This window comes from Hymenobacter sp., assembly GCF_036388155.1.
Lineage (GTDB): Bacteria > Bacteroidota > Bacteroidia > Cytophagales > Hymenobacteraceae > Hymenobacter.
In genome coordinates, this window is sequence record NZ_DASVSI010000070.1 from 1 (window position 1) to 19,140 (window position 19,140).

Sequence of the window (19,140 nt, forward strand, 5' to 3'; positions counted from 1 at the left end):
CCGCGGCCACTTTCCCCGGGCTCAGGACTTGTAGAACGTGCCGCGATAATCGAGCGCCAGCTGCTCTTGCACGGGCCGCACATCGGCTTGGAAGGACCGAATGGCGGCCGCGACTTCCGCGGCTGAGCCAGGGCTCATGAAAAAACCGCCGGCGGCCGTCCATTTCTCTTTGCCGGTGTCTTGGATATGAACATTCAGCAGAAGTTTCACTTCCTGGGGATTACGGGCCTTGCTCACTCTACAACTCGAATTGGGCCGTAAAGTCGGTATCGGGGTTGAGCACCACCTGTCGGGGGGGCGCGCCAGCCAAGTGCTTGCTCCACGTGACGCGCGCCAGGGCAAGGCCGGCCGGCACGGCTGCCATCCCGGCCCGCGCCAGCATGTTGGGATGCGTATAGAGTGGCGTAAAAACGGTTTCGCCCTGGGCAAACGCTTGCACCGCCAGCTTTTTTTCCTGAAGCATGGCCGAGTTAACCAGCGCATACACGCTGTTGTGGCGCACTGCTTCAGCCAACGCCTCGGAGCCTTCGCGCTTATCGAACAAAAGTTTGAGCAACTGCTGGGCTACCGCGGTTTCGTCCTGGCGCGAGAAGAACAGCAGCCCTTCTTCCTTCACGATGGCGAACGTGTCGGCATCGTGCTCGGTAGAAGCAAAATACATAGGGCTGTCGCCAAGGTACACGTTTTTGATGAGCAGGGTCATGGTCTGAATGCCCTCGAGCCCGCCGACGTGCTCGACGCCCAGAAACAGGTCGTGCGTTTCGCTCGCGGAGCTAAATAAAAAAGCAAAATAAGCGGCTTGTACCTCGGTTTTTTGCGCAAAATAGCTCGTCAGGTCGTCGATAAATGTGCGGGGAGGTTGAGTAGCCATGGAGTGAAAGCAGGGAAGGATTGAGGCCAAAGATAGCAGCAACCATAGGCTCGTTTCTGCCGTGTAGCAACGGTTTATTGAGCCCAGCCAGTGTTCTGTTTCAGCCTAGGCGCACATTCGATAATGGCTAAATTGATTAAACAATGAGCCATGTGAGTTTCGCACTGGTAAGCGAGGGCGGCCTGGCAAGCAGGTCGCCAGTTGGCAGGGAAACAGAAGGAAGCAGCTCAGGCATTGCGTCCGGCTGAGCTTAGCGGGCCTCTTATGCCGCGTCAAGGGCCTGGCGTAACAAGAAAATGAGGTGCTCCTCGTCGAGTTCGACCTGTACCAAGGCATAGAGGCTGACATAGCTGGGCATCTCAGTTGCGCGCTCACCGGGAGCGAAGCGGTTGGTATAGAGCAGCAAGTATTGCTCCTCGGGCGCTTCCAGCGGGCGGTAGTAGGTCAGGGTAGGCGAACTGCCCGGCAGCAGGGGTTTCCCGTCCACTGTCATTAGGTCCCCGCGTTCCAACCCAGGAATTGGCTGACTAGTAAAAGCGGCGGCGATACTTTTTAGCAGGCCAATGTTGTTCAAGCTAAAAGTATCCAGCTGAAGGGTTGATGCTTTTGGGCTGTGAAACAGGTCCACTAGCCAGTTCTGGGTCACGAGTTGGCCGGTGGTGGGCGAGGCGTGTTGCAGGCGCCAGCTGCCTTCCATTGGAACCTCGGCCGGAAACGTGACCGGCACCAGGCGGTATTCGGATTTACCCGCCGCATACGGGTCATTGTCATCGCGCCAGATGGTGGCCGTGGCCCGGGGGACGATACCGAGACGGCGAATGGGTAGGCCTTCGGTTAGCAGGGGAGGGGAGCGGACATCGGAAGGGAAAGAAAAACCAAGCAAGCTTTAAGCCTTACCGCCCGCCCCTGTGTTGCCGGGGTTTCGCCTACCGTGCTTCATAAGCAGCGTCGAGGGCTTGGTGCAGCAGGAAAACGAGGCGCTCCTCGTCGAGTTCGACCTGTACCAGCGCGTAGAGTTCAGTAAAGCTGGGCTCCTCGTTGGGCCGCTCTCCAGGCGCGAAGCAATTATCATAGAGCAGCAGATACTGTTCCTCGGGTGCTTCTAAGGGTCGGTAGTAAGTCAGAGTGGGCGAGCTGCCCGGCAGCAGCGGGGTGCCTTCGGCCGTACGCATGGCCCCGTGCATTATTCCGGCAGATGGCTGGTTGGTAAAGGCGGAGGCAATGCTCTCAAGCAGGCCAATGTTGTAGAGGTTGAAGGTGTTCAATCGAACGTTATCGCGTTGCGCACTGTGGAATAAGCTCACCATCGAATTCTGGGTGACCAGTTTGCCGGAGGTGGGAGAAGCATGTTGCAGGCGCCAGCCGCCTTCCATTGGAATTCGGGCGGGGAAAGTGACGGATACCAGGTGAAATTCGGGTTTATCAATGGCATACGGGTTGTTGTCATCGCGCCAGATGGTGGCCGTGGCTTGGGCAACGGTACCGAGGTGGCGAATAGGCAGGCCTGCGGTCAATAAAGGAGGGGAAACAGGCATTAAACTGTTTTTTTAGGATGGTCTCTGAGCTGCCGCACTTTATTCTTGGGCAGCACTTCAAACTGACCGTTGGGAGAGGATTGTAAATCAATTTTTGCAAAGCCTTTTTCTTGCATCCTTTGCCACTCTCGATATTTCCAAGGCTCCCCTTCGTATTCTTCGGGAAAACGAATGTCGAGCTGAGTGCCACCGCCGGGCTGGCCGTACCAGGGAATGACGTTGGCTAGCTCGCCATACACGGCGTCCGTGGGCACGTCCTTGAGGATGTCGATGGTGTATTTGAAGGGGTACTGGTCCTCGGCCATGTTCAGCGCCCGCGACTCAAAGGACTGCTGCGCATCCGGGGTACTAGCACTGCCCAACGGCGATACGAAGTTGCCACCGAACGTTACTTTAAATTCATCCCCGATTTCGTGGTCCACGTCAAAATTTCCGGTTACTAGGTTCTGCTTTTTATCGAACACCCCCCCTTGGTAGCGGTCATACCGGTCGTCAGCTTTGAGCTGCACGGTCTGGCGCTGGTAGCCGCCGTTGCCGGGGGGCCAGTGGCCGTTCAGGGGCTTGGTTTTGCCATCTTTGGGGCCCACGTAGAAGGAGCTGCGCATCAGGTTTTCCACCGCTTTCCAGTGCGCCAGCGACGGCTGGCCCGGCACCGAGGCGGCTGAAGCAGCGTTGAATAGCTGATACAACTGCTCAATGACTTCCGGCGGCAGCATGTGCTGGGCCCCGCCGATGGTGCAGCTAAATTCCTCTAGGCTGTACTCGGTCACGAAACCAGTGGGCAAGCCGGCGGGCAGGATGTGAGCGGCGGCCGCTGCGGCTCCGGCCTTGGCAACGTCGGCGGTCGAAGCCCCGGCCGCGGCGGCTACAATGGCAGCAGCCGGCTTGGCTTTGGCAGCTATTTTAGCCGCCGTTTGCAGCGCGGTCGCCGTTGTCGCGGCCGCCGCCGGAGCTCCGCCGCGGCGCAGCTCGAAGCTGGGGGCGGCCACGGTGAGGTGGCACACGTAGGCCCCGTCGCGGCCGGCGCCGCTCTCGAACGTTTCGGCGTAGCCCACGCACTGGCCCGCGGCGAAGGCGATGGTTTCGTGATTATTAGGGCTTGCTTCCGAGCGAGCGTGGCGTCCATTCCAGGCCAGGAGGCCACGGTTCGATGAACGAACCAACGGCAATTAGTTGCTGACCGCATGATGACAACGGGGCCAATTTGGTAAACCGTGGCTTAGGCAGAAACAGACAAGCCCGCACGGTTGAGCAACCCAAGCAACTTGTCCTCATCGAATGAGACTTGAAATATTTTCTCAATGCGAATTTCATCCGGCTCAAAAGGAGGACGTTCATCTTTTAGCTGTTTTTGGTAGAGCACTAAATACTGTGCGTGGCAATGCGCGCAACGATAGTATGACACGCTTAGCAAAGCGCCTTTGTTGGGGTCAGGCGCACTAAGGTAGAGGTAAGACTCCATGCCATTCTCGTCAGTATAGTGCCGGAGGTGTTGCTCAAAAAGCCGCCCCATAATATCGAGTTGGGCGGTATTATTATTGAAGTCCTCTTTGGATAAAGTGCCCAAGCCAATTAGCTGTTTTCCAAAAGCAAACTCAGCACTTACTTCGATGCCGCAGGAGTTGCAGGTGTGTTGAAGTACCCGGCGTTTGCCATAATAAAAGATGAAAGGCAAAGCACCGGTTTGCACCAGCCCAGCCAAGAAGGTGTCTTTTTTGCTGGGCTCAACTTCCATTTGTGCGACTGTGACTTCGGATATTTTTTCGATGTTGGCGACCGCGTTCATACAGATGCTGCTTTTAGTGAAGTTCCGTCGGGTGAAATCAAAAATTTACCGCTTGGGGACGACTTGTATTTTATTTCAATGTACTTCTCTTTTTGGAGTCGTTGCCAAGTCCACGGAAATTGACCAGTAGCAGGGTCTTTGGGCGGAAACAGCATTCGGGTCTGAACGCCGTTGCCCTCATGCCCATGCCACGGAATGATGTCGGCCTCTTCTCCCTGAAAAGGAAAAGGTTTAAGAACTTTGATTTCGTACATCAAGTCATAGTCCTTCTCCTCGCCTTCTAAGGCGCGGGCCTCATAATTCAAGGCGCCGTCGGCGGGGACTGGCGAAGTGAATGTGCCCCCCAATGCCGGCTGTCCTTCTTCGTCTAGGTCCACATCTTTTTGGTAGCGGTCGAATGTATCAGGAGGAGCAGGTTGCACCAATCGTTTGTTGAAGCCCCCAAAAGCAGGTGGCCAGCCCCCGTTTAGTGCTGTCTGAAGCCCTTTGCCATCTATGTAAGTCGAGGCCCGAACTAAGCTTTCCATTTTCGCCCATTGCGGCGCTGGATTACGGCTCGCTCTGGCGGCGTTGAAATGGGCGTAGAGTTGTTCAATGACCGCAGTCGGCACCTTGTCGCTGCCCCAGATGGTAGCCTTGAACTCGTCGAATGAGTATTCAGCCGGTGGCAAGGAAAGCAAAGCCGGGCCAACTGCGGCGCCGGCCTCAATTGCGACGGTATCGGCACCGGTAACGCTAGGACTGTCAAGGGTCGGCAACACCCTAGCCGCCACGGCCGCCACAGCGCCCGGGCCGCCGCGGCGCAACTCGAAGCTGGGGGCGGCCACGGTGAGGTGGCACACGTAGGCCCCGTCGCGGCCGGCGCCGCTCTCGAACGTTTCGGCGTAGCCCACGCACTGGCCCGCGGCGAAGGCGATGGTTTCGTGGGCCACCAACTGCGTGGCGCTGTAAAAGACGACCTCGCCGGCCAGGGCCTTGAACGGGGCCGCCGCCCAGGCCAGCAAGGCGTCGTCGTCGGGCACGTCGAGGGTGAGGGTCAGCAGGGCGTGGCGCACCTTGGCGTTGGCCCGGCCCCGGGCGTCGGTGCTTTGGTGGCAGGCGTACTGGCAGCGCACCACCCGGTACGCAATGCCGGCAAGTTTGAGCTCGGCGTAGAAGGAGGGCATGGGCAGACGAAAGGAATTGCGCTTGGGACCGTACCGGACCAACAAGCCGATTGTGGGCAGCAAGTTAGCCACGCATATACAAACGCCGCCGTTGTGCTATCAGAAACCTTCGTAGCCCGACCGGCTACGCCGGCCCCGGCCCCGAAACCACAAACCTTCTGTAGTTTTAGGATAGTTGAATACACGCTACTTCTCATGCTGCAAAAACAATCTTGCCTAACGCTCATCTGCCTACTCAGCCTGCTGCGTCCTGCCGCCGCCCAGGCCCAAGTCCCGGCCCCCACAGACAGCGCCACCTTCCTGCTGCACAAGTTCGAGCAGCGCATTGGCAAGGAAACGTACCGGGTGACCCGCACCGCGCAGGCCCACACCTACGACGCTGATTTTAAGTTCGTGGACCGGGGCTCGCCCGTGGTACTAAAGGCTCAGATTGCCGTCACGCCCGCCGGCGAACCGCTGCGGCTGGCCGCGAAAGGGCAGACCTCGCGCTTCAGCACCATCAACGACACCATTCGCATTGAACAAGGGCAGGCCCGCGTGCGCGTCGGTGACGCCGTGCGCACCGAGAAGCTGCCAGCCCTGAGCTTCCCGGTGGCGGGCTATTCGCCCGGCATTGGGCAGTGGCTGCTGCTGCGCTACTGGCAGCAGCACGGCCGCCCCGCCAGCCTGCCGCTGCTGCCCGGCGGCACGGTGCGCATCCGGGAAGACGGCGTGGACACCCTGCAATTCCAGAACCGGCCGCTGCTGCTGCGCCGCTACGTGCTCAAGGGCCTCGTGTGGGGCAACGAGCTGCTCTGGACCGACCAGCAGAACAACCTCGTCGGCCTCATCACCAATGACGCCGAGGGCGACAAACTCGAACTGATGTGGCAGCCTTACGAAGCCCTACTGCCCGCGCTCATCGGCAGGGCGGCCGGGCACGGCATGCGCCTGTTTCGGGCCGAGATGGGCGCCACTGCTGCCAGCAAAAAGGCCACCCAGCCCGCCGTGCTGGCTATTGTGGGCGGCACCGTGGTGGACGTGGTGCGCGGCTGCAGCATCCCCAACGCCGTGGTGCTGCTGGCCGGCGGCAAGATTACCAAAGTGGGCCCGGCCGCCAGCGTGGCCGTGCCTAAAGGCGCCCGCGTCATTCGGGCCGAGGGCAAAACCGTGCTGCCGGGCCTCTGGGACATGCACGCCCACTTCCAGCAGGCCGAGTGGGGGCCCGCTTACCTCGCGGCCGGCGTGACCACGGTGCGCGACTGCGGCAACGAGTTTAGCTACATCAACGCCATTCAACAAGCCATCGACGGCGGCCAGGGCGTGGGCCCGCGCATCCTCAAAGCTGGCCTGATTGACGGCGACGGGCCCAGCGCACTCGGCATCGTGCGGGCCAATACCCCCGCCGAGGCCGCCCAGGCAGTACAGCGCTACAAGGCCAGTGGCTTCGCCCAAATTAAGCTCTACAGCTCCCTGAAGCCCGATGTTGTGCGGGCCATTTGTCAGGAGGCGCACCGCGCGGGCCTTACCGTGACGGGCCACATCCCGGATGACATGAACCTCTACCAGGGCGTAGCCGCGGGCATGGACCAGGTAAACCACATTGCCTACGTGGCCGAACTGCTCCAGCGCAAGCCTGACCGCTCCCTCGTGCTGAACGACACCACCAGCGCCCGCGTTTTTGCCTTCCTCAAAGCACACAATACCGTCATCGACCCCACACTGGGCATCTACGAAATGATGCTCCGCTCTACCAAGTCCGACATCAAGGAGCTGGAGCCCAACTACGCTAAGCTGCCGCTGCCCCTGCAGGGCCTGTACGTCAACATGGGCATGGCGCCCGATAAAGCCGCGAAGGCCGTGCCCTTTTTTGCCAGCGAACGGGGCCTGGTGAAGGCGCTTTACGACCACGGCATCCCCATTGTGGCCGGCACCGACATGGGCTTTCCCGGCAGCAGTTTGGCCCGCGAGCTGGAACTCTACGTGCAAGCCGGCCTCACGCCCATGCAAGCTTTGCAGACGGCCACCATTGCCGCGGCCCGCGCCATGCAGATGGACGCCCGCGCCGGCTCACTCGACGTTGGCAAGCCCGCTGATGTGGTGATTATTGACGGCAACCCGCTACAGAAAATCAGCGACTTGCGGCGCGTGCGATTGGTGGTGAAAAACGGGCAGGTATATGAGCCAAAGCAGATGCGGCAGTTGGCCGATTATGTGGAGTAGTAGGTCTTCTTTGCCTGCTTTCTCATTGCATTGCACCTAAATCGTAAACCGTCATGCAGAGCGCAGCGAAGCATCTCGCGTGCCGCCAGTAATCCTGACGATTGGTTTACTACCACACGCGAGATGCTTCGGCTGCGCTCAGCATGACCGGCTTCGTTCGGCAGGACGGGTTTGATTCATCGCGACTGTCAGTTAGTGAGAGGCCGGTCAGTGTTCCAGGGACCTTTTACTTCTTGAACCACGCCAGCAGCTCCGGTTTGTAGGAATTTCCAATGGGAATCAGGCTACCATCGGTAAGCGCGACTTGCTCGGGTTGGAGGAGCTTGATGTGGGCCGCTCCCACAATGAACGAGCGGTGCACCCGCACAAACGCCTCGCCCAGCGTGTCGGTCATGGCCTGCATGGTGGCGTGGTGCAGGTGGGTTTTGGCGGCGGTTACCACCTTCACGTAGTCTTTGCAGCCCTCCACGTAGAGAATGTCGCGGTACGGCACCTTGAACAAGCTGCCCTGGTCTTTCAGGAGCAGCGTTTTTTCCTCGTCTGAGTTGGTAGCCGCCGCGGGCTGGAGCCGGCCCGTGGCTTTGCGAAACCGCTCGTAGCTGAAGGGCTTGAGCAGGTAATCCAGCACGTCGAGCTCGTAGCCGTCGTAAGCGTATTCGCGGTAGGCGGTGGTGATGATGGTTTTGGGCGGGTGCTTCAGCGTGCGCAGGAAGCTGAGGCCGTTCATCAGCGGCATTTCGATGTCGAGGAACATCAGGTCGACGGGGTGCTGGGTGAGGTGCTCGTGCGCTTCCATGGCGTTGCGGCAGGTGCCGGCAAGCACCAGGCCCGGCGTTTGGTTGATGAACTGGGTGAGGACCTGGTGGGCCAGCGGCTCATCGTCGACAATCAGGCAGCGGACGGGGGAGGACATGGGAGTAGCGCGGACTTTTAGTCCGCGAGTGAGAACCGCTACGAACCTACCACGCGCGGACTAAAAGTCCGCGCTACGACGAGACATTCAAGGTAAGCTCGGCCCGGTACCGCCCGTCTCGCTCCGAGAGTACCAGCACGTGCGTGTTCGGGTAGTACAGGTTCAGCCGCTGACGAATATTTACCAGCCCAATGCCGCCGCTGCGCCTCGCTCCGACGGCCGCTGGCGCTTCGGGCAGCATGTCGTTTTCAATCACGAAATGCAGCTGGCTGGGCGTGGCCGTGAGCGTGGCCGCCACGCTGGCGTGGTCGGAATAGTGGTGGCGTCCGTGCTTAAAGCTGTTTTCCACGAGCGGTAGCAGCAGCAGGGGCGGCACTTGCAGCGCAGCATCGGCGGTGCCGGTGGCGGTGAAGGTGATGCTGGCGCCCGCGTATTTGCGCTGCTCCATCTCGAAGTAGTTTTCCAGAAAGGTGACTTCCTCGGCCAGCGCAATGCGTTCGCGGCCGCTGTCGTAGAGCACGTAGCGCATCAGCTCCGAGAGCAGCAGGATGAAGCGCGGCGTTTCGGGCGAGCCGGCCAGGCTGAGGCCGTAGATGCTGTTGAGGGTGTTGAACAGGAAATGGGGCTGCAGCTGGCTCTTGAGCTGCTCCAGCTGCAGGGCCAGGTGGTCGCGCTCCAGGTGGCGGCGCCGGTATTCCTGCTCAAACGCCACCCGCACGAAGGCCACGCACCCGAAGGCCAGGAAATCGGTGAGCAGCAGGCCCAATTGCGGGTTTTGCAACCCCAGGAGCTGAGCGGGCGTGAGGGCCGCAAACCGCTGGTAGAAATCGGCCAGCAGGGGCGGCACGGCCAGGGGCCGAAACAGCAGCGCCACCGCCCAGGTGTTCAGCTTGATGCCCCACCACAGGTATACCAGCGCGCTGCCCGCCAGCAGGGCGTAGCGGCGCTGACGCAGCAGCCTGGGCACCAGCCAGCGGTAGTAGGGCAGCACATAGGCGGTGGCCAGCAGCGCAAACAGGATGAGCTGCGGAAAGGGAAAGTTGGCTGGCTGCATGGGCTGGTGCAGCAGCGTGGCGTCGTCCAGGTACTGCGCGTACTTGTAGAGGCCCACGTAGAGGCCCCAAATCAGCAGCTCGAAGAGTAGGGGGAAGCGGCTGGGTCGGTCGGCGGGGGGGGCGGGTTGCATGGGGCGAAGGTGGCAGGTTTTGGGCGGGATGCCGGTGCCGGACGGGGGATTTTTCGACCAATGCCGGGATTTTTTCGACTAAAAAACTGCCGGGTCGAATTGGTCGGAAAGTGGCTTGGCGTGGTCGAAAAAGCAGGAAACACAGGATTGGGCCGCCGTTGCTTTGTCCCATTCCCAGCCGGTTAGCGGCTCGGGCCAACCTCCTCAGCAACCTCCTTTTTCTTCGTCATGAAAAACGCTTCCACCTCCCTGCTGTTCCTCGCCGCCCTGGCCACTGCCCCCGCAGTTGCCCTCGCTCAAATCCCGGCCACCACGGCGGCCCAGGCGCTCAGCCCTTCCGCTGCATCGTCGCTCTCGGGCACCGTGGCCGACAGCCTGGGCCGCCAGGCGCTGCCGTTTGCCACGGTAATTCTGCAAGCCACCGCCGATGCCCGCAACCTGCTCAGCACCGTTAGCAACGAGCAAGGCGCTTTCCGCTTCGACGCCGTGCCGGCCGGCAGCTACGAGCTGCAGGTGCGTTACGTGGGCTACAAAACGACTGCTCCGGTGGCCGTTACCGTGGCCGCCGGCCAGCCCACGGCTTTGGCGCCTGTGCTGCTGGCCGCCGACCGCCAGCTCCTCGGCGGCGTGACCGTGACGGCGGCCAAGCCCTTCATCGAGCAGCGGGCCGACAAGCTGGTGCTCAACGTGGCCGCCAGCCCCATTGCGGCCGGCGGCACGGCCTACGACGTGCTGGGCCGCGCCCCCGGCGTGCTGGAGCAGGGGGGAGGACTGGTGCTGCGCGGCAAAAATGTGACCGTGCTGCTCGACGGCAAAACCACCAACATGAGCGGGGAAGAGCTGAAAACCATGCTCAGCGCCATGCCCGGCAGCACACTGGACCGGGTCGAAGTCATTGCCAACCCCTCGGCCAAATACGACGCCAACGGCGCCGCCGTCATCAACCTCATCACCGCCAAAAGCCGCAAGCTGGGCACCAACGGCACGGCCACGCTGGGCGTGGGCGCCGGCCAGTACGGCCGCTACAACGCCGGCCTCGCCCTCAACCACCGCACCGCCAAGCTGAACGTGTACGGCAGCCTCGACCGCCTCGAAAACCAGGTGTACGCCACCACCGGCGCCGTGCGCAAAGTGGAGGGCGCCCTGGAAATCCGCGAAAACGGCCGCGAGGTGCGCCACAACCAGAACAACTCCGCCAAGCTGGGCTTCGACTACGAGCTGAGCAAAACCAGCTCGGCCGGCGTGGTGCTGAAGGGCATGCTCAACGCCCGCGACCGCGACGGCCAGAACCTGGCCCGCCTCAGCACCGACGTGCCGCTCGACGCTTCGGCCGTGCGCACCGTGGGCACGGCGCAGTTCCTGAGCCCGTCCGTGAACGTCTACTACAAAACCACCCTCGACACCCTGGGCCGCACCCTGAGCCTGAACGCCGACTACTTCGGCTACCGCAAGGACTGGCGCAACGACTACACCACCCGCCGCTTCGATGACTTGATGCAGGAAACCGGTCCCGCCAGCCTGCTGCGCGACAGTTCGCCGGCCCGCAACTCGGTGCGCTCCGCCTCGGCCGACTACACGCAGCCCCTCTACCACGGCACCCTGGAGGCTGGCCTGAAAACCACCTTCACCACCACCGACAACGACATCCGCTGGGAGCAGGCCCGCGCCGGCCAGCCCTGGGCCGTGGACCTGGGCAAAACCAACCACTTCGTCTACCGCGAAAACATCAATGCCGCCTACGGCACCTTCGGCCGCAGCGTGCAGCAAGTGAGCGTGCAGCTGGGCCTGCGCGCCGAGCAAACCAACACCACCGGCACCTCCCTCACCACCGGCCAAACCACCCGGCGCCACTACCTGAACCTGTTCCCCAGCGTGTCGGCTCAGTACAACCGGTCGGAAAAAGTGCAGCTCGGTTTTGCCTACAGCCGCAAGATTGACCGGTTCGCCTTCGGCATCGTCAACCCCTTCGTCACCTACATCAGCCAGTACCGCTACGCCCAGGGCAACCCCGCCATTCGCCCCTCGTTCTCGAACAACTTCGAATTCACGCACTCCTACAACAACCTGCTCACCACCTCCATCAGCTACGGCCGCCACACCGACGTGCTGATGGAAACCTACCAGAAAGACGAAGCCACGCAGGTAGTGGTCAACACCTTCCAGAACTTTCGCAGCGCCGAGTCCGTCTCAGCCAGCACTACCCTCATGAAGCCCCTGCTGAGCGGCAAATGGATGACGGTGACCACGCTGGGCTTGGAGTATGCTCGCATCAACGGCCTCGCCAACGTGGGCTTGAGCGTCGCCCGGCCCTCGGCTTTCCTCTCCAGCAACCACACCCTCACGCTGCCCAAGGGCTTCAAGGCCGAAGCATCGGCCCAGTACATGTCGCCGATGACGTTTGGCGGCCTGGCCTTCCAGTCGCGCTTCGTGAGCAGCTTCGGGGTTTCCAAGTCGCTGTTGAAAGAGGCGGCCACGCTCACACTCAACGTCAGCGACGTGTTCAACACCCAAAACAACCGCTACGACGTGCTGGCCAACGGCATCAACTCCGCCAACCTCGACAAAGCCGAAAGCCGCTTCGTGAAGCTCAACTTCAGCTACAAATTCGGCAACAAGAACGTGAAAGCCAGCCAGCGCCGCAGCACCGGCATCGAAGCCGAAAAGTCGCGCATGGACAACTAGCCCCCGCGCCCAGCGGCAATGCCTGCCCAGGGCTATTCTCCAACGCAAAAAGGCCGAAGCTGTACGAGCTTCGGCCTTTTTTGCATGTTCCGTGCGTACTGGTTTACTGCGGCACCGCCAGCTTGAATATGCGGTACGGCTCGGTGCGCTGCCGGCGCGGAATGTGCAGCTGCGACGTGGTGACGTACACCGACCCGTCGGAAGCCACCGAGAAGCTATCGGGCCATTTCAGCTGCGGGTCTTGGGCCACCACCTGGAATTGCCCCGTGGGCGTGAAGCGCGTCACGGCGTTGTTTTGGATGTCGGTGAGGTAGAGGTTGCCGGCCGGGTCGAAGGCCATGCCGTCGGGCGGGTTGGTTTCGGCCACCAGCTCGACGCGTTGCGCCAGCTGCGACTCCGGCAGGGCCTCGTCGCGCAGGTACTGGGTGGCAATGCGGAAGAGTGGCCGGGCCGTGAGGGCGTGGTAGAAGAGGTAGTCGCGGTTGGGCGAGAGGGCAATGCCGTCGGAATCGATGTCGGGCAGCTCGCCGGTTTGGTTGCGCCACACCCGGCCTTCCACCGTCAAAATCAGATTTTCGGACTTCGTGGACGGGTGGTTGCTGAGCAGGCGTCGGGCGCGGCCCGAGGCCAGGTTCACCACGATGAGGGCGCCCGCGTTGGAGTCGGTGATGTAGGCAAAATTGGCCTGCGTGTCGATGCGCACGTCGTTGAGGTAACTGGTGGGGTACACCACGGTTTGGTCGTTGAAGTCGATGCGCTGCACCACTTGCCGCGTGTTCACGTCGAACTTGAGCAGCTTGGCGCCGCCGGGCACCACGCCGCGCATGGAGGGCGACGCCGCATCGAGCACCCACAGGAAATTATTGGCGTCGACGTACACGCTTTGCACGCACACGAACTTGTTTTGGGGCGGCTGGGTGCGGTCCCAGGTGTTCCAGGCCGCGTCGGGGAAGGGCGTGGCCTGGGTGCCGCTCACCTCCGCCACCGAGTAGGGGATGGTGTCGGTTTCCATGCGGGGGAAGTTGGCAAACACGCGGTTGTCGCGGGTCACGGCCACGCCCGTCCACTGCACCGTGGAGGTGGCCACGGGCGTGAGGGGCACGTTCAGGGAGGGCGTGACGGGCGTGAGGGGTTCGTCGTTGTCGTCGTTGCAGCCCGCCAGCAGCAGCAGGCCCAAGCCCAGGGCAAGTAGATTTCTCATCAGGTAGAACAGGGAGAATGGAAGGCAAAGGCGTGAGCGACCCCTGCGCTCATTTTCACCTGTACGCGCTACCTTTCCCGTGCGGCGCTGCCAAGCTGGTCGCTAGCCGCTGATTCCGCATTTTTACGGAAGCGGTTTGGTCAGAAATACGGAGCTACTCGCTGCTGCCCGAGCCCTTCTTCGCCCCCGCCATGCCCCGCACCGATGCCTTCGCCCAAACCCAGCCCGCCAGCCGCGCCGAGTGGCGGCAGTGGCTGGCCACCCACCACGCCACCGAACCCGGCGTGTGGCTGGTGTACTTCAAAAAAGCCAGTGGCCAGCCCAGCGTGACGTATCCCGAGGCAGTGGAAGAAGCCCTTTGCTTCGGCTGGATTGACTCGCACCCGCGCAAGCTCGACGCCGAGCGCACGCAGCTGCTCTTCACGCCGCGCAAGCCCAAAAGCGGTTGGAGCAAGGTAAATAAGGAGCGGCTGACGCGCCTCGAAGCCGCCGGCCTGCTTATGCCCGCCGGCCTGGCCGCCATCGCCCGCGCCCAGCAAAACGGCGCCTGGGAAAGCCTCGACGCAGCCGAAGCCGGCGAGGTACCCGAAGATTTAGCCGATGCTTTTGCCGGCAATACCGCTGCGCAAGCCAATTTCGACGCCTTCTCCCTTTCGGCCCGCAAGATGATTCTGACCTGGGTGCTGGGCGCTAAACAGCCCGAAACCCGCGCCCGCCGCGTGGCCGAAACCGTGCGCCTGGCCGCCCTGAACAAGCGCGCCAACTTCGACCGCGAGTAGAGACGCAACATTTTGCGTCTCGGCGGCCGCGCCGTTAGCGTATCGTGCCAACAACGTCATCGCTCAATGCGAGTCGTTCAACGACGAGACGCAAAATGTTGCGTCTCTACCTCGTTCAAACAAATAGGCCGCCCATTAGCGGGCGGCCTGTTCTTTCAACATATTCTCTAGTTTACTTCACAAAGCGGCGCGTCACGGTCTGCTGGCCTTTGCTCGTTATCACCAGTGTGTACACGCCGGCCGGCAGCGCGGCCACGTTCACGTCGCCGCGCTCAAACCGCCCGCTGGCCACGGCTTTGCCGTAGGCGTTGAGGATGCGGTACTCGCTGGTGGCCAACTCCAGGTCGGAGTTCACGTGGAGCTGGTCGGCAACGGGGTTGGGGTAGATTTCGGTTGATTTCACGAGGCTTACTTCCGAGGTGGCCGGGGCTGAAGTGGCCATCTCGGGGCTGGCCGCCAAGCGGGCGGTGCCCTGCTTGGTGATGCGGACCCAGTTGAGGTTGTAGCCGCCGGTCTGGGCATACACGCCGAAGTTGTAGGTGCCCGCGTTCACGTTTACGGTCCTGGACACGGTGGTCCAGCTCTGCCAGCCGCCCGTGCCGGGAATGCCCGTGCTGCCCAGCTGGGTGCTGCCCGCGTTCAGGTCCGACGAAATCGTGCCGCCGCCCGCGCCGCTGGCCACGCGGTACTCGATGAGGTAGGTGCCCGAGGTGGGGAAGTTGACGTTGTTCCACACCAAGTAGTCACCGGCATCAATCCAGCCCATGTTCTGGCCGCCTTCCGAGCAGTTTTCCACCACCATGCCGCTGTTCACGGTAGCGGCTTCGGCTTGCAGGGTGATGGAAGAAGGCTGGGGCGTGGTGGTGCCAGTTTTCTGGAACACCCGCACGTAGTCGACGAACATGGTGGCGGGCAGCCGGCTTTCGTCCACGGTCTGGCCGGGCAGGTTGCCGGCCACGGCCAGGTTCAGCAGCAGGAAGAACGGGCGCTGAAACTCGTCGGTGCCGCCCGCGCCGTTGGCGATGTTGATTTCGTGGTACTGCGCGCCGTCCACGAACCACTTGATGAACGTGGGGGTCCACTCCACGCTGTAGACGTGGTAGTCGGCTGGCGTGGTGGCGGTGTTGCCGCCGTACTGCGCGTAGCTGCCGTTGTTGTCCCAGTGCACGGTGCCAAGCACGCGGTTTTCGGTGTTGATGTGCTCCATGATGTCGATTTCGCCGCAGCGGGGCCAGCTCACCGTGCTGATGTTGCTGCCCAGCATCCAGAACGCCGGCCACAGTCCCTGGCCCTGGGGCATTTTGATGCGGGCTTCCATTCGGCCGTAGGTGAACTGCTTGAGCCCTTGCGTTATCATGCGGGCCGAGGTGTAGGGCATGCCGCCCACGTTCTCCCTGCGGGCCGTAATCCGCAGCTCGCCGTTGGCCACCGAGGCGTTGGAGGCCTGGTAGTACTGCTTCTCGTTGTTGCCCCAGCCGCCGCCGCCGGTTTCAAATTTCCAGCTCGGGCCAATGCCCGTAGTGAACTCGTCGGCCCAGACTTGCTGGTAGGTTTGCGCCTGGGCTCCCAGGGCGCACACGGCCGTAATGGCCAGGGCCCGCCGGAGCGTGGTAAACAGGTTATTCATGAGGGGTGGGTTTTGTGGAATGGAAAATGGAAGGTTTTTGGATAGCTGTGTTCAATCCAAAAGACCGTCATGCCGAGCGCAGCCGAGGCATCTCGCTCGTTTCGTCTGTCATCCTCATCTGGCGTCCGCGCAGCGAAGGACCTTATCAAGCCAGAACTCGTCCACTAGTGAGAAGGTCCTTCGCTGCGCGGACGCCAGATGAGGATGACAAACGATTTAATCACTGCCCCACGCGAGATGCCTCGGCTGCGCTCGGCGTGACGGTCTTTTAGGTTTCGGTGACCATTTGCCTATTGCTTGCTGAAGCGGCTCACCAATTTGCCGGCTTCTTTGGTGCTCAGTACCAGCGTGTAGAGGCCGGCCTTGAGGCTGCTCACGTCCACGGCCTCGCCGGTGTAGGTGCCGCGCCACACCACGCGGCCTTCCACGCTCAGAATCTGCATCTGCTCGCCGGCGTATTTGGCGGGCAGCGCCAGGTTCAGGCGCTCCGTTGTGGGGTTGGGGTACAGCTCCAGCACCTTCTCGCTGCCGGGCATGGCCGTAGCCGTGGCAGTGGAGGCCAAGCGAGCCGTGCCCTGCTTGGTGATGCGGACCCAGTTGAGGTTGTAGCCGCCGGTCTGGGCGTAGATGCCGAAGTTGTAGGTGCCCGCGTTGATGGTGACGGTCCGTGACACGGTGGTCCAGTTCTGCCAGCCGCCTGTGCCGGGGATGGTGGTGCTGCCCAACTGGGTGGCCCCGGCGTTCAAATCTGCCGAAATGGTGCCGCCGCCGGCCCCACTAGCCACGCGGTACTCGATGAGGTAGGTGCCGGAAGTAGGGAAGTTGATGCCGTTCCACACCAGGTAGTCGCCGCCGTCAATGAAGCCCATATTCTGGCCGCCTTCCGAGCAGTTTTCCACCACCATGCCGTTGTTCACGTTGGCTGCCTCGGCCTCCAGCTGGCGGCTGAAAGCTGCCGACGAAGCCGTGCGCACCCGCAGCGAAGTGGCTTTGTCGTTCCAGTTGCCGGTGCCCAGCGGGTTGTTCACCAGGCAGCCGTTGCCGGCCGAGCCCACCGTGAGCGCGGCCCCGCTGAAGTTGTTGTTCTCGTAGAGCACCACTTCAAAGCCGCTGTTCACGCGCAGCGAGGAAATGTCGTTGTCCAGAATGCCGCGGGCTTGCAGTTGGGCCAGGGTGTAGTCGCCGGCGGGCAGCGCCGTGGCGGTGCCGGTGTAGTTGCAGTCCTTGTACACGGTGGCAACCCCGGTGGCGGGTGGCGGCGCAGCGCCCGCGTAGCCGCCAAACGTGGCCACGGCCCGGGTTGGCCGCGGCGTTTGCAGCGTCGCCGACTGGTCGTTCACGTCGTCGTAAGCAAAGCCGTAGGACTTTTGGTCGATGCTGATGCCGGGCAGGTGCCAGAAGCGGGCGTAGTAGTTGGCCGGCGCGGTCAGGTAGTACCGGGAGGCGTCGTACCAGTTTTGCTGGCCGGGGTTGGGCGTGGTGGTGTTCACCACGTGGCGGTTGATGGCCGCCGTGAGCTGGGCCTGCACCACGAGGTCGCAGTCGCCGTCGCCCACGCGCCGGTCGAGCACGCCCTTGCCCTCAAAGGCTTCCTGCGTGGTGGGCTTGGCCGCCACAATGCCCGTGCGGCCGGCGTAAGCCCCCGACTGGCCCACCACCGTGAGGCGCCCGCCGCTCACGCGCCCCCTGAAGACGCCCGCGTTGCCGGCAAAGAAAATCAGGTCCTCGTTGGTGTACTTGCTCCAGATGGCGTCGATGTACGGGCCCAGGTAGTTGGCGTAGGGGCCGGGCGTGGTGCCGTTGGTGCCGTCGGCAAAGGCGGGGGTTTTGGCGGGGAAGGTGATTTCGCCCGTGGTGTTGTTCAGCAGGCCCTGGAATTCAGTGGGCACGTTGGCCCGGTAGGCGGCCTGGATGTCGGCGTGGTTTTTCAGCTCGCCGGTGCGCTGCTGGTAACCCACGCCAAACAGCTCCAGGCCCATGGGGTACTTGTAGGAGTCGACGCGGGTGGTGTTGCCGAAGAAGCCGAACTGGTTGTTGGTCAGCTCGATGATTTCGTAGAGGATGCCCCGGTTGGGGTCGTTCGGGTTCTGCGGGTTGGGTCCCGAATAGCCCGACGGCGCCCCCGAAGCTCCGTAGAAGTAGAAATACAGCTGCTGCCCGCGCGAGATGAACACCCGGCAGCCCGCAATCTGGGGCAGGGTGAAGGTGCGGTTGTTGATGTCGCTGAGGCGGGTGAAGCAGTCGGCGTAGCGCGAGTTGCCGCCAGGGCCGGTGGCGCCGTTGTAGGTTGGGCCCAGCACCGTGTTGTAGGACGACGACATGGGCAATACGGCGCTCGTGCGCGGGTTTACCCAGATGTGGTTGCCTGTGGAGGCGTCAATGCCGACCACGGCCACGAACAAGTCCGTGTCGGCAAAGGGCGAGTTGTTGGCAATGGTGAACGGAATCGGGCCTTGGGCCCGGCTGCCAAACGGCAATAGCAGCGCCGTGAGCAGAACGGCCAGTGCTGAGAAAAAAGTATTTTTTTTCATAGTTAGAAAGGGATGTGGGAATTATGGAAATGAGCCCGCTCCCGACGGCGGCGTTGGGGGCAGGTAAGCAGGTGCACGTGCAAAAAGCGCTTGGTGCCGAACAGGTGCTCGGCGACTTGGTGGAGCGGCGGCCGTTGCAGAAATTCGGCGCTCGGAAGGGTGGGAAGTGCGCCAGCTGGGCCAGCACTTCGAGACGCAAGCTAGAAGTCTTTGCGCAAGAAAAAAGCGGCCTGGCAATGCGAAACAATCGTTTGTAGCCGTGTTTGCACGCTTACTGCACAAGCCGCGCGCGCGGCTACCAGCACCCTCATTCATTCCCTGTTCTCCCGGTCTCGCCCTCCCAAACCCAGCAAGTAGTTGCCGATGGTGTTTAAAAAACAATCCGATTTCGGATAAATAACAATCAACTTTTTGCCACTTTTTTGCCTGCTCGCCAAGCCACCGCCCAACCGTGAGCGACGCGGAAATACCGCGCTTTGCTCGGTTAAATGAAACCCATGAATTGTGCAATCGGCAATTAACCAGACGCACCGGTTAAGGATACGCTTACTTTGGGCCCACTATCCAACGGCGCTGCCTTGCCGCACGTGTGCTGCATGGACGGACAGCCGCACTGGGCTAGCCCCGCACGAAAAGAGGCCGAAGCTTCAACAGCTTCGGC

15 protein-coding genes are annotated in these 19,140 nt (G+C 61.9%); 3 read left to right on the forward strand and 12 right to left on the reverse strand.

Features of this window, described 5'->3' with window-relative positions:
* Nucleotides 1-21: 21 nt before the first annotated feature.
* The 7 genes from VF629_RS10040 to tssD form a co-directional block, all read right to left on the reverse strand.
* On the reverse strand, nucleotides 22-210 hold the full coding sequence (locus VF629_RS10040) for a hypothetical protein (RefSeq protein ID WP_331058344.1): 189 nt from the start codon (nucleotides 208-210) through the stop codon (nucleotides 22-24).
* A 28-nt stretch (nucleotides 211-238) separates the two neighbouring features.
* Nucleotides 239-871, reverse strand: a complete 633-nt coding sequence (locus VF629_RS10045) for an enhanced serine sensitivity protein SseB C-terminal domain-containing protein (RefSeq protein ID WP_331058345.1) — start codon at nucleotides 869-871, stop codon at nucleotides 239-241.
* 262 nt (nucleotides 872-1,133) lie between these two features.
* Nucleotides 1,134-1,754 (reverse strand): hypothetical protein, encoded by a 621-nt coding sequence (locus VF629_RS10050; protein WP_331058346.1) that lies wholly within the window; start codon nucleotides 1,752-1,754, stop codon nucleotides 1,134-1,136.
* A gap of 43 nt (nucleotides 1,755-1,797) precedes the next feature.
* Complete coding sequence (locus tag VF629_RS10055; RefSeq protein ID WP_331058347.1) at nucleotides 1,798-2,385, reverse strand: hypothetical protein; 588 nt, start codon at nucleotides 2,383-2,385, stop codon at nucleotides 1,798-1,800.
* Between the two features lie 20 nt (nucleotides 2,386-2,405).
* The gene (locus tag VF629_RS10060; RefSeq protein ID WP_331058348.1) at nucleotides 2,406-3,569 is read right to left on the reverse strand and encodes a hypothetical protein; all 1,164 of its coding nucleotides are present in this window, start codon (nucleotides 3,567-3,569) and stop codon (nucleotides 2,406-2,408) included.
* 56 nt (nucleotides 3,570-3,625) lie between these two features.
* Entirely contained in the window at nucleotides 3,626-4,192 is a 567-nt protein-coding gene (locus VF629_RS10065) for a hypothetical protein (protein ID WP_331058349.1), read from the reverse strand.
* A complete protein-coding gene (gene tssD, locus VF629_RS10070) occupies nucleotides 4,189-5,358 on the reverse strand; it encodes a type VI secretion system tube protein TssD (RefSeq protein WP_331058350.1) in 1,170 nt (389 codons plus the stop codon). Before tssD ends, VF629_RS10065 begins: the two co-directional genes overlap by 4 nt.
* 195 nt (nucleotides 5,359-5,553) lie before the next feature.
* Here tssD and VF629_RS10075 point away from each other — a divergent pair, with 195 nt between their 5' ends.
* Nucleotides 5,554-7,560, forward strand: a complete 2,007-nt coding sequence (locus tag VF629_RS10075) for an amidohydrolase family protein (RefSeq protein WP_331058351.1) — start codon at nucleotides 5,554-5,556, stop codon at nucleotides 7,558-7,560.
* 226 nt (nucleotides 7,561-7,786) lie between these two features.
* On the opposite strand, the gene VF629_RS10080 is transcribed toward VF629_RS10075, so the two are convergent.
* Both VF629_RS10080 and VF629_RS10085 read right to left on the reverse strand, forming a co-directional pair.
* Nucleotides 7,787-8,473, reverse strand: a complete 687-nt coding sequence (locus tag VF629_RS10080) for a LytTR family DNA-binding domain-containing protein (protein WP_331058352.1) — start codon at nucleotides 8,471-8,473, stop codon at nucleotides 7,787-7,789.
* 73 nt (nucleotides 8,474-8,546) lie between these two features.
* Complete coding sequence (locus tag VF629_RS10085) at nucleotides 8,547-9,659, reverse strand: sensor histidine kinase (RefSeq protein WP_331058353.1); 1,113 nt, start codon at nucleotides 9,657-9,659, stop codon at nucleotides 8,547-8,549.
* A 228-nt stretch (nucleotides 9,660-9,887) separates the two neighbouring features.
* On the opposite strand from VF629_RS10085, the gene VF629_RS10090 reads away from it, so the two are divergent.
* On the forward strand, nucleotides 9,888-12,341 hold the full coding sequence (locus tag VF629_RS10090) for an outer membrane beta-barrel family protein (RefSeq protein WP_331058354.1): 2,454 nt from the start codon (nucleotides 9,888-9,890) through the stop codon (nucleotides 12,339-12,341).
* A 103-nt stretch (nucleotides 12,342-12,444) separates the two neighbouring features.
* Here the strand turns inward: VF629_RS10090 and VF629_RS10095 are convergent, their stop codons facing one another.
* Nucleotides 12,445-13,542 (reverse strand): L-dopachrome tautomerase-related protein, encoded by a 1,098-nt coding sequence (locus VF629_RS10095; protein WP_331058355.1) that lies wholly within the window; start codon nucleotides 13,540-13,542, stop codon nucleotides 12,445-12,447.
* Between the two features lie 191 nt (nucleotides 13,543-13,733).
* On the opposite strand from VF629_RS10095, the gene VF629_RS10100 reads away from it, so the two are divergent.
* On the forward strand, nucleotides 13,734-14,321 hold the full coding sequence (locus VF629_RS10100) for a YdeI/OmpD-associated family protein (protein WP_331058356.1): 588 nt from the start codon (nucleotides 13,734-13,736) through the stop codon (nucleotides 14,319-14,321).
* Nucleotides 14,322-14,493: 172 nt separating this feature from the next.
* Here VF629_RS10100 and VF629_RS10105 read toward each other — a convergent pair whose 3' ends face one another.
* The gene (locus VF629_RS10105; protein ID WP_331058357.1) at nucleotides 14,494-15,948 is read right to left on the reverse strand and encodes a carbohydrate-binding protein; all 1,455 of its coding nucleotides are present in this window, start codon (nucleotides 15,946-15,948) and stop codon (nucleotides 14,494-14,496) included.
* 290 nt (nucleotides 15,949-16,238) lie between these two features.
* On the reverse strand, nucleotides 16,239-18,479 hold the full coding sequence (locus tag VF629_RS10110) for a beta-1,3-glucanase family protein (protein WP_331058358.1): 2,241 nt from the start codon (nucleotides 18,477-18,479) through the stop codon (nucleotides 16,239-16,241).
* Nucleotides 18,480-19,140 lie beyond the last annotated feature (661 nt).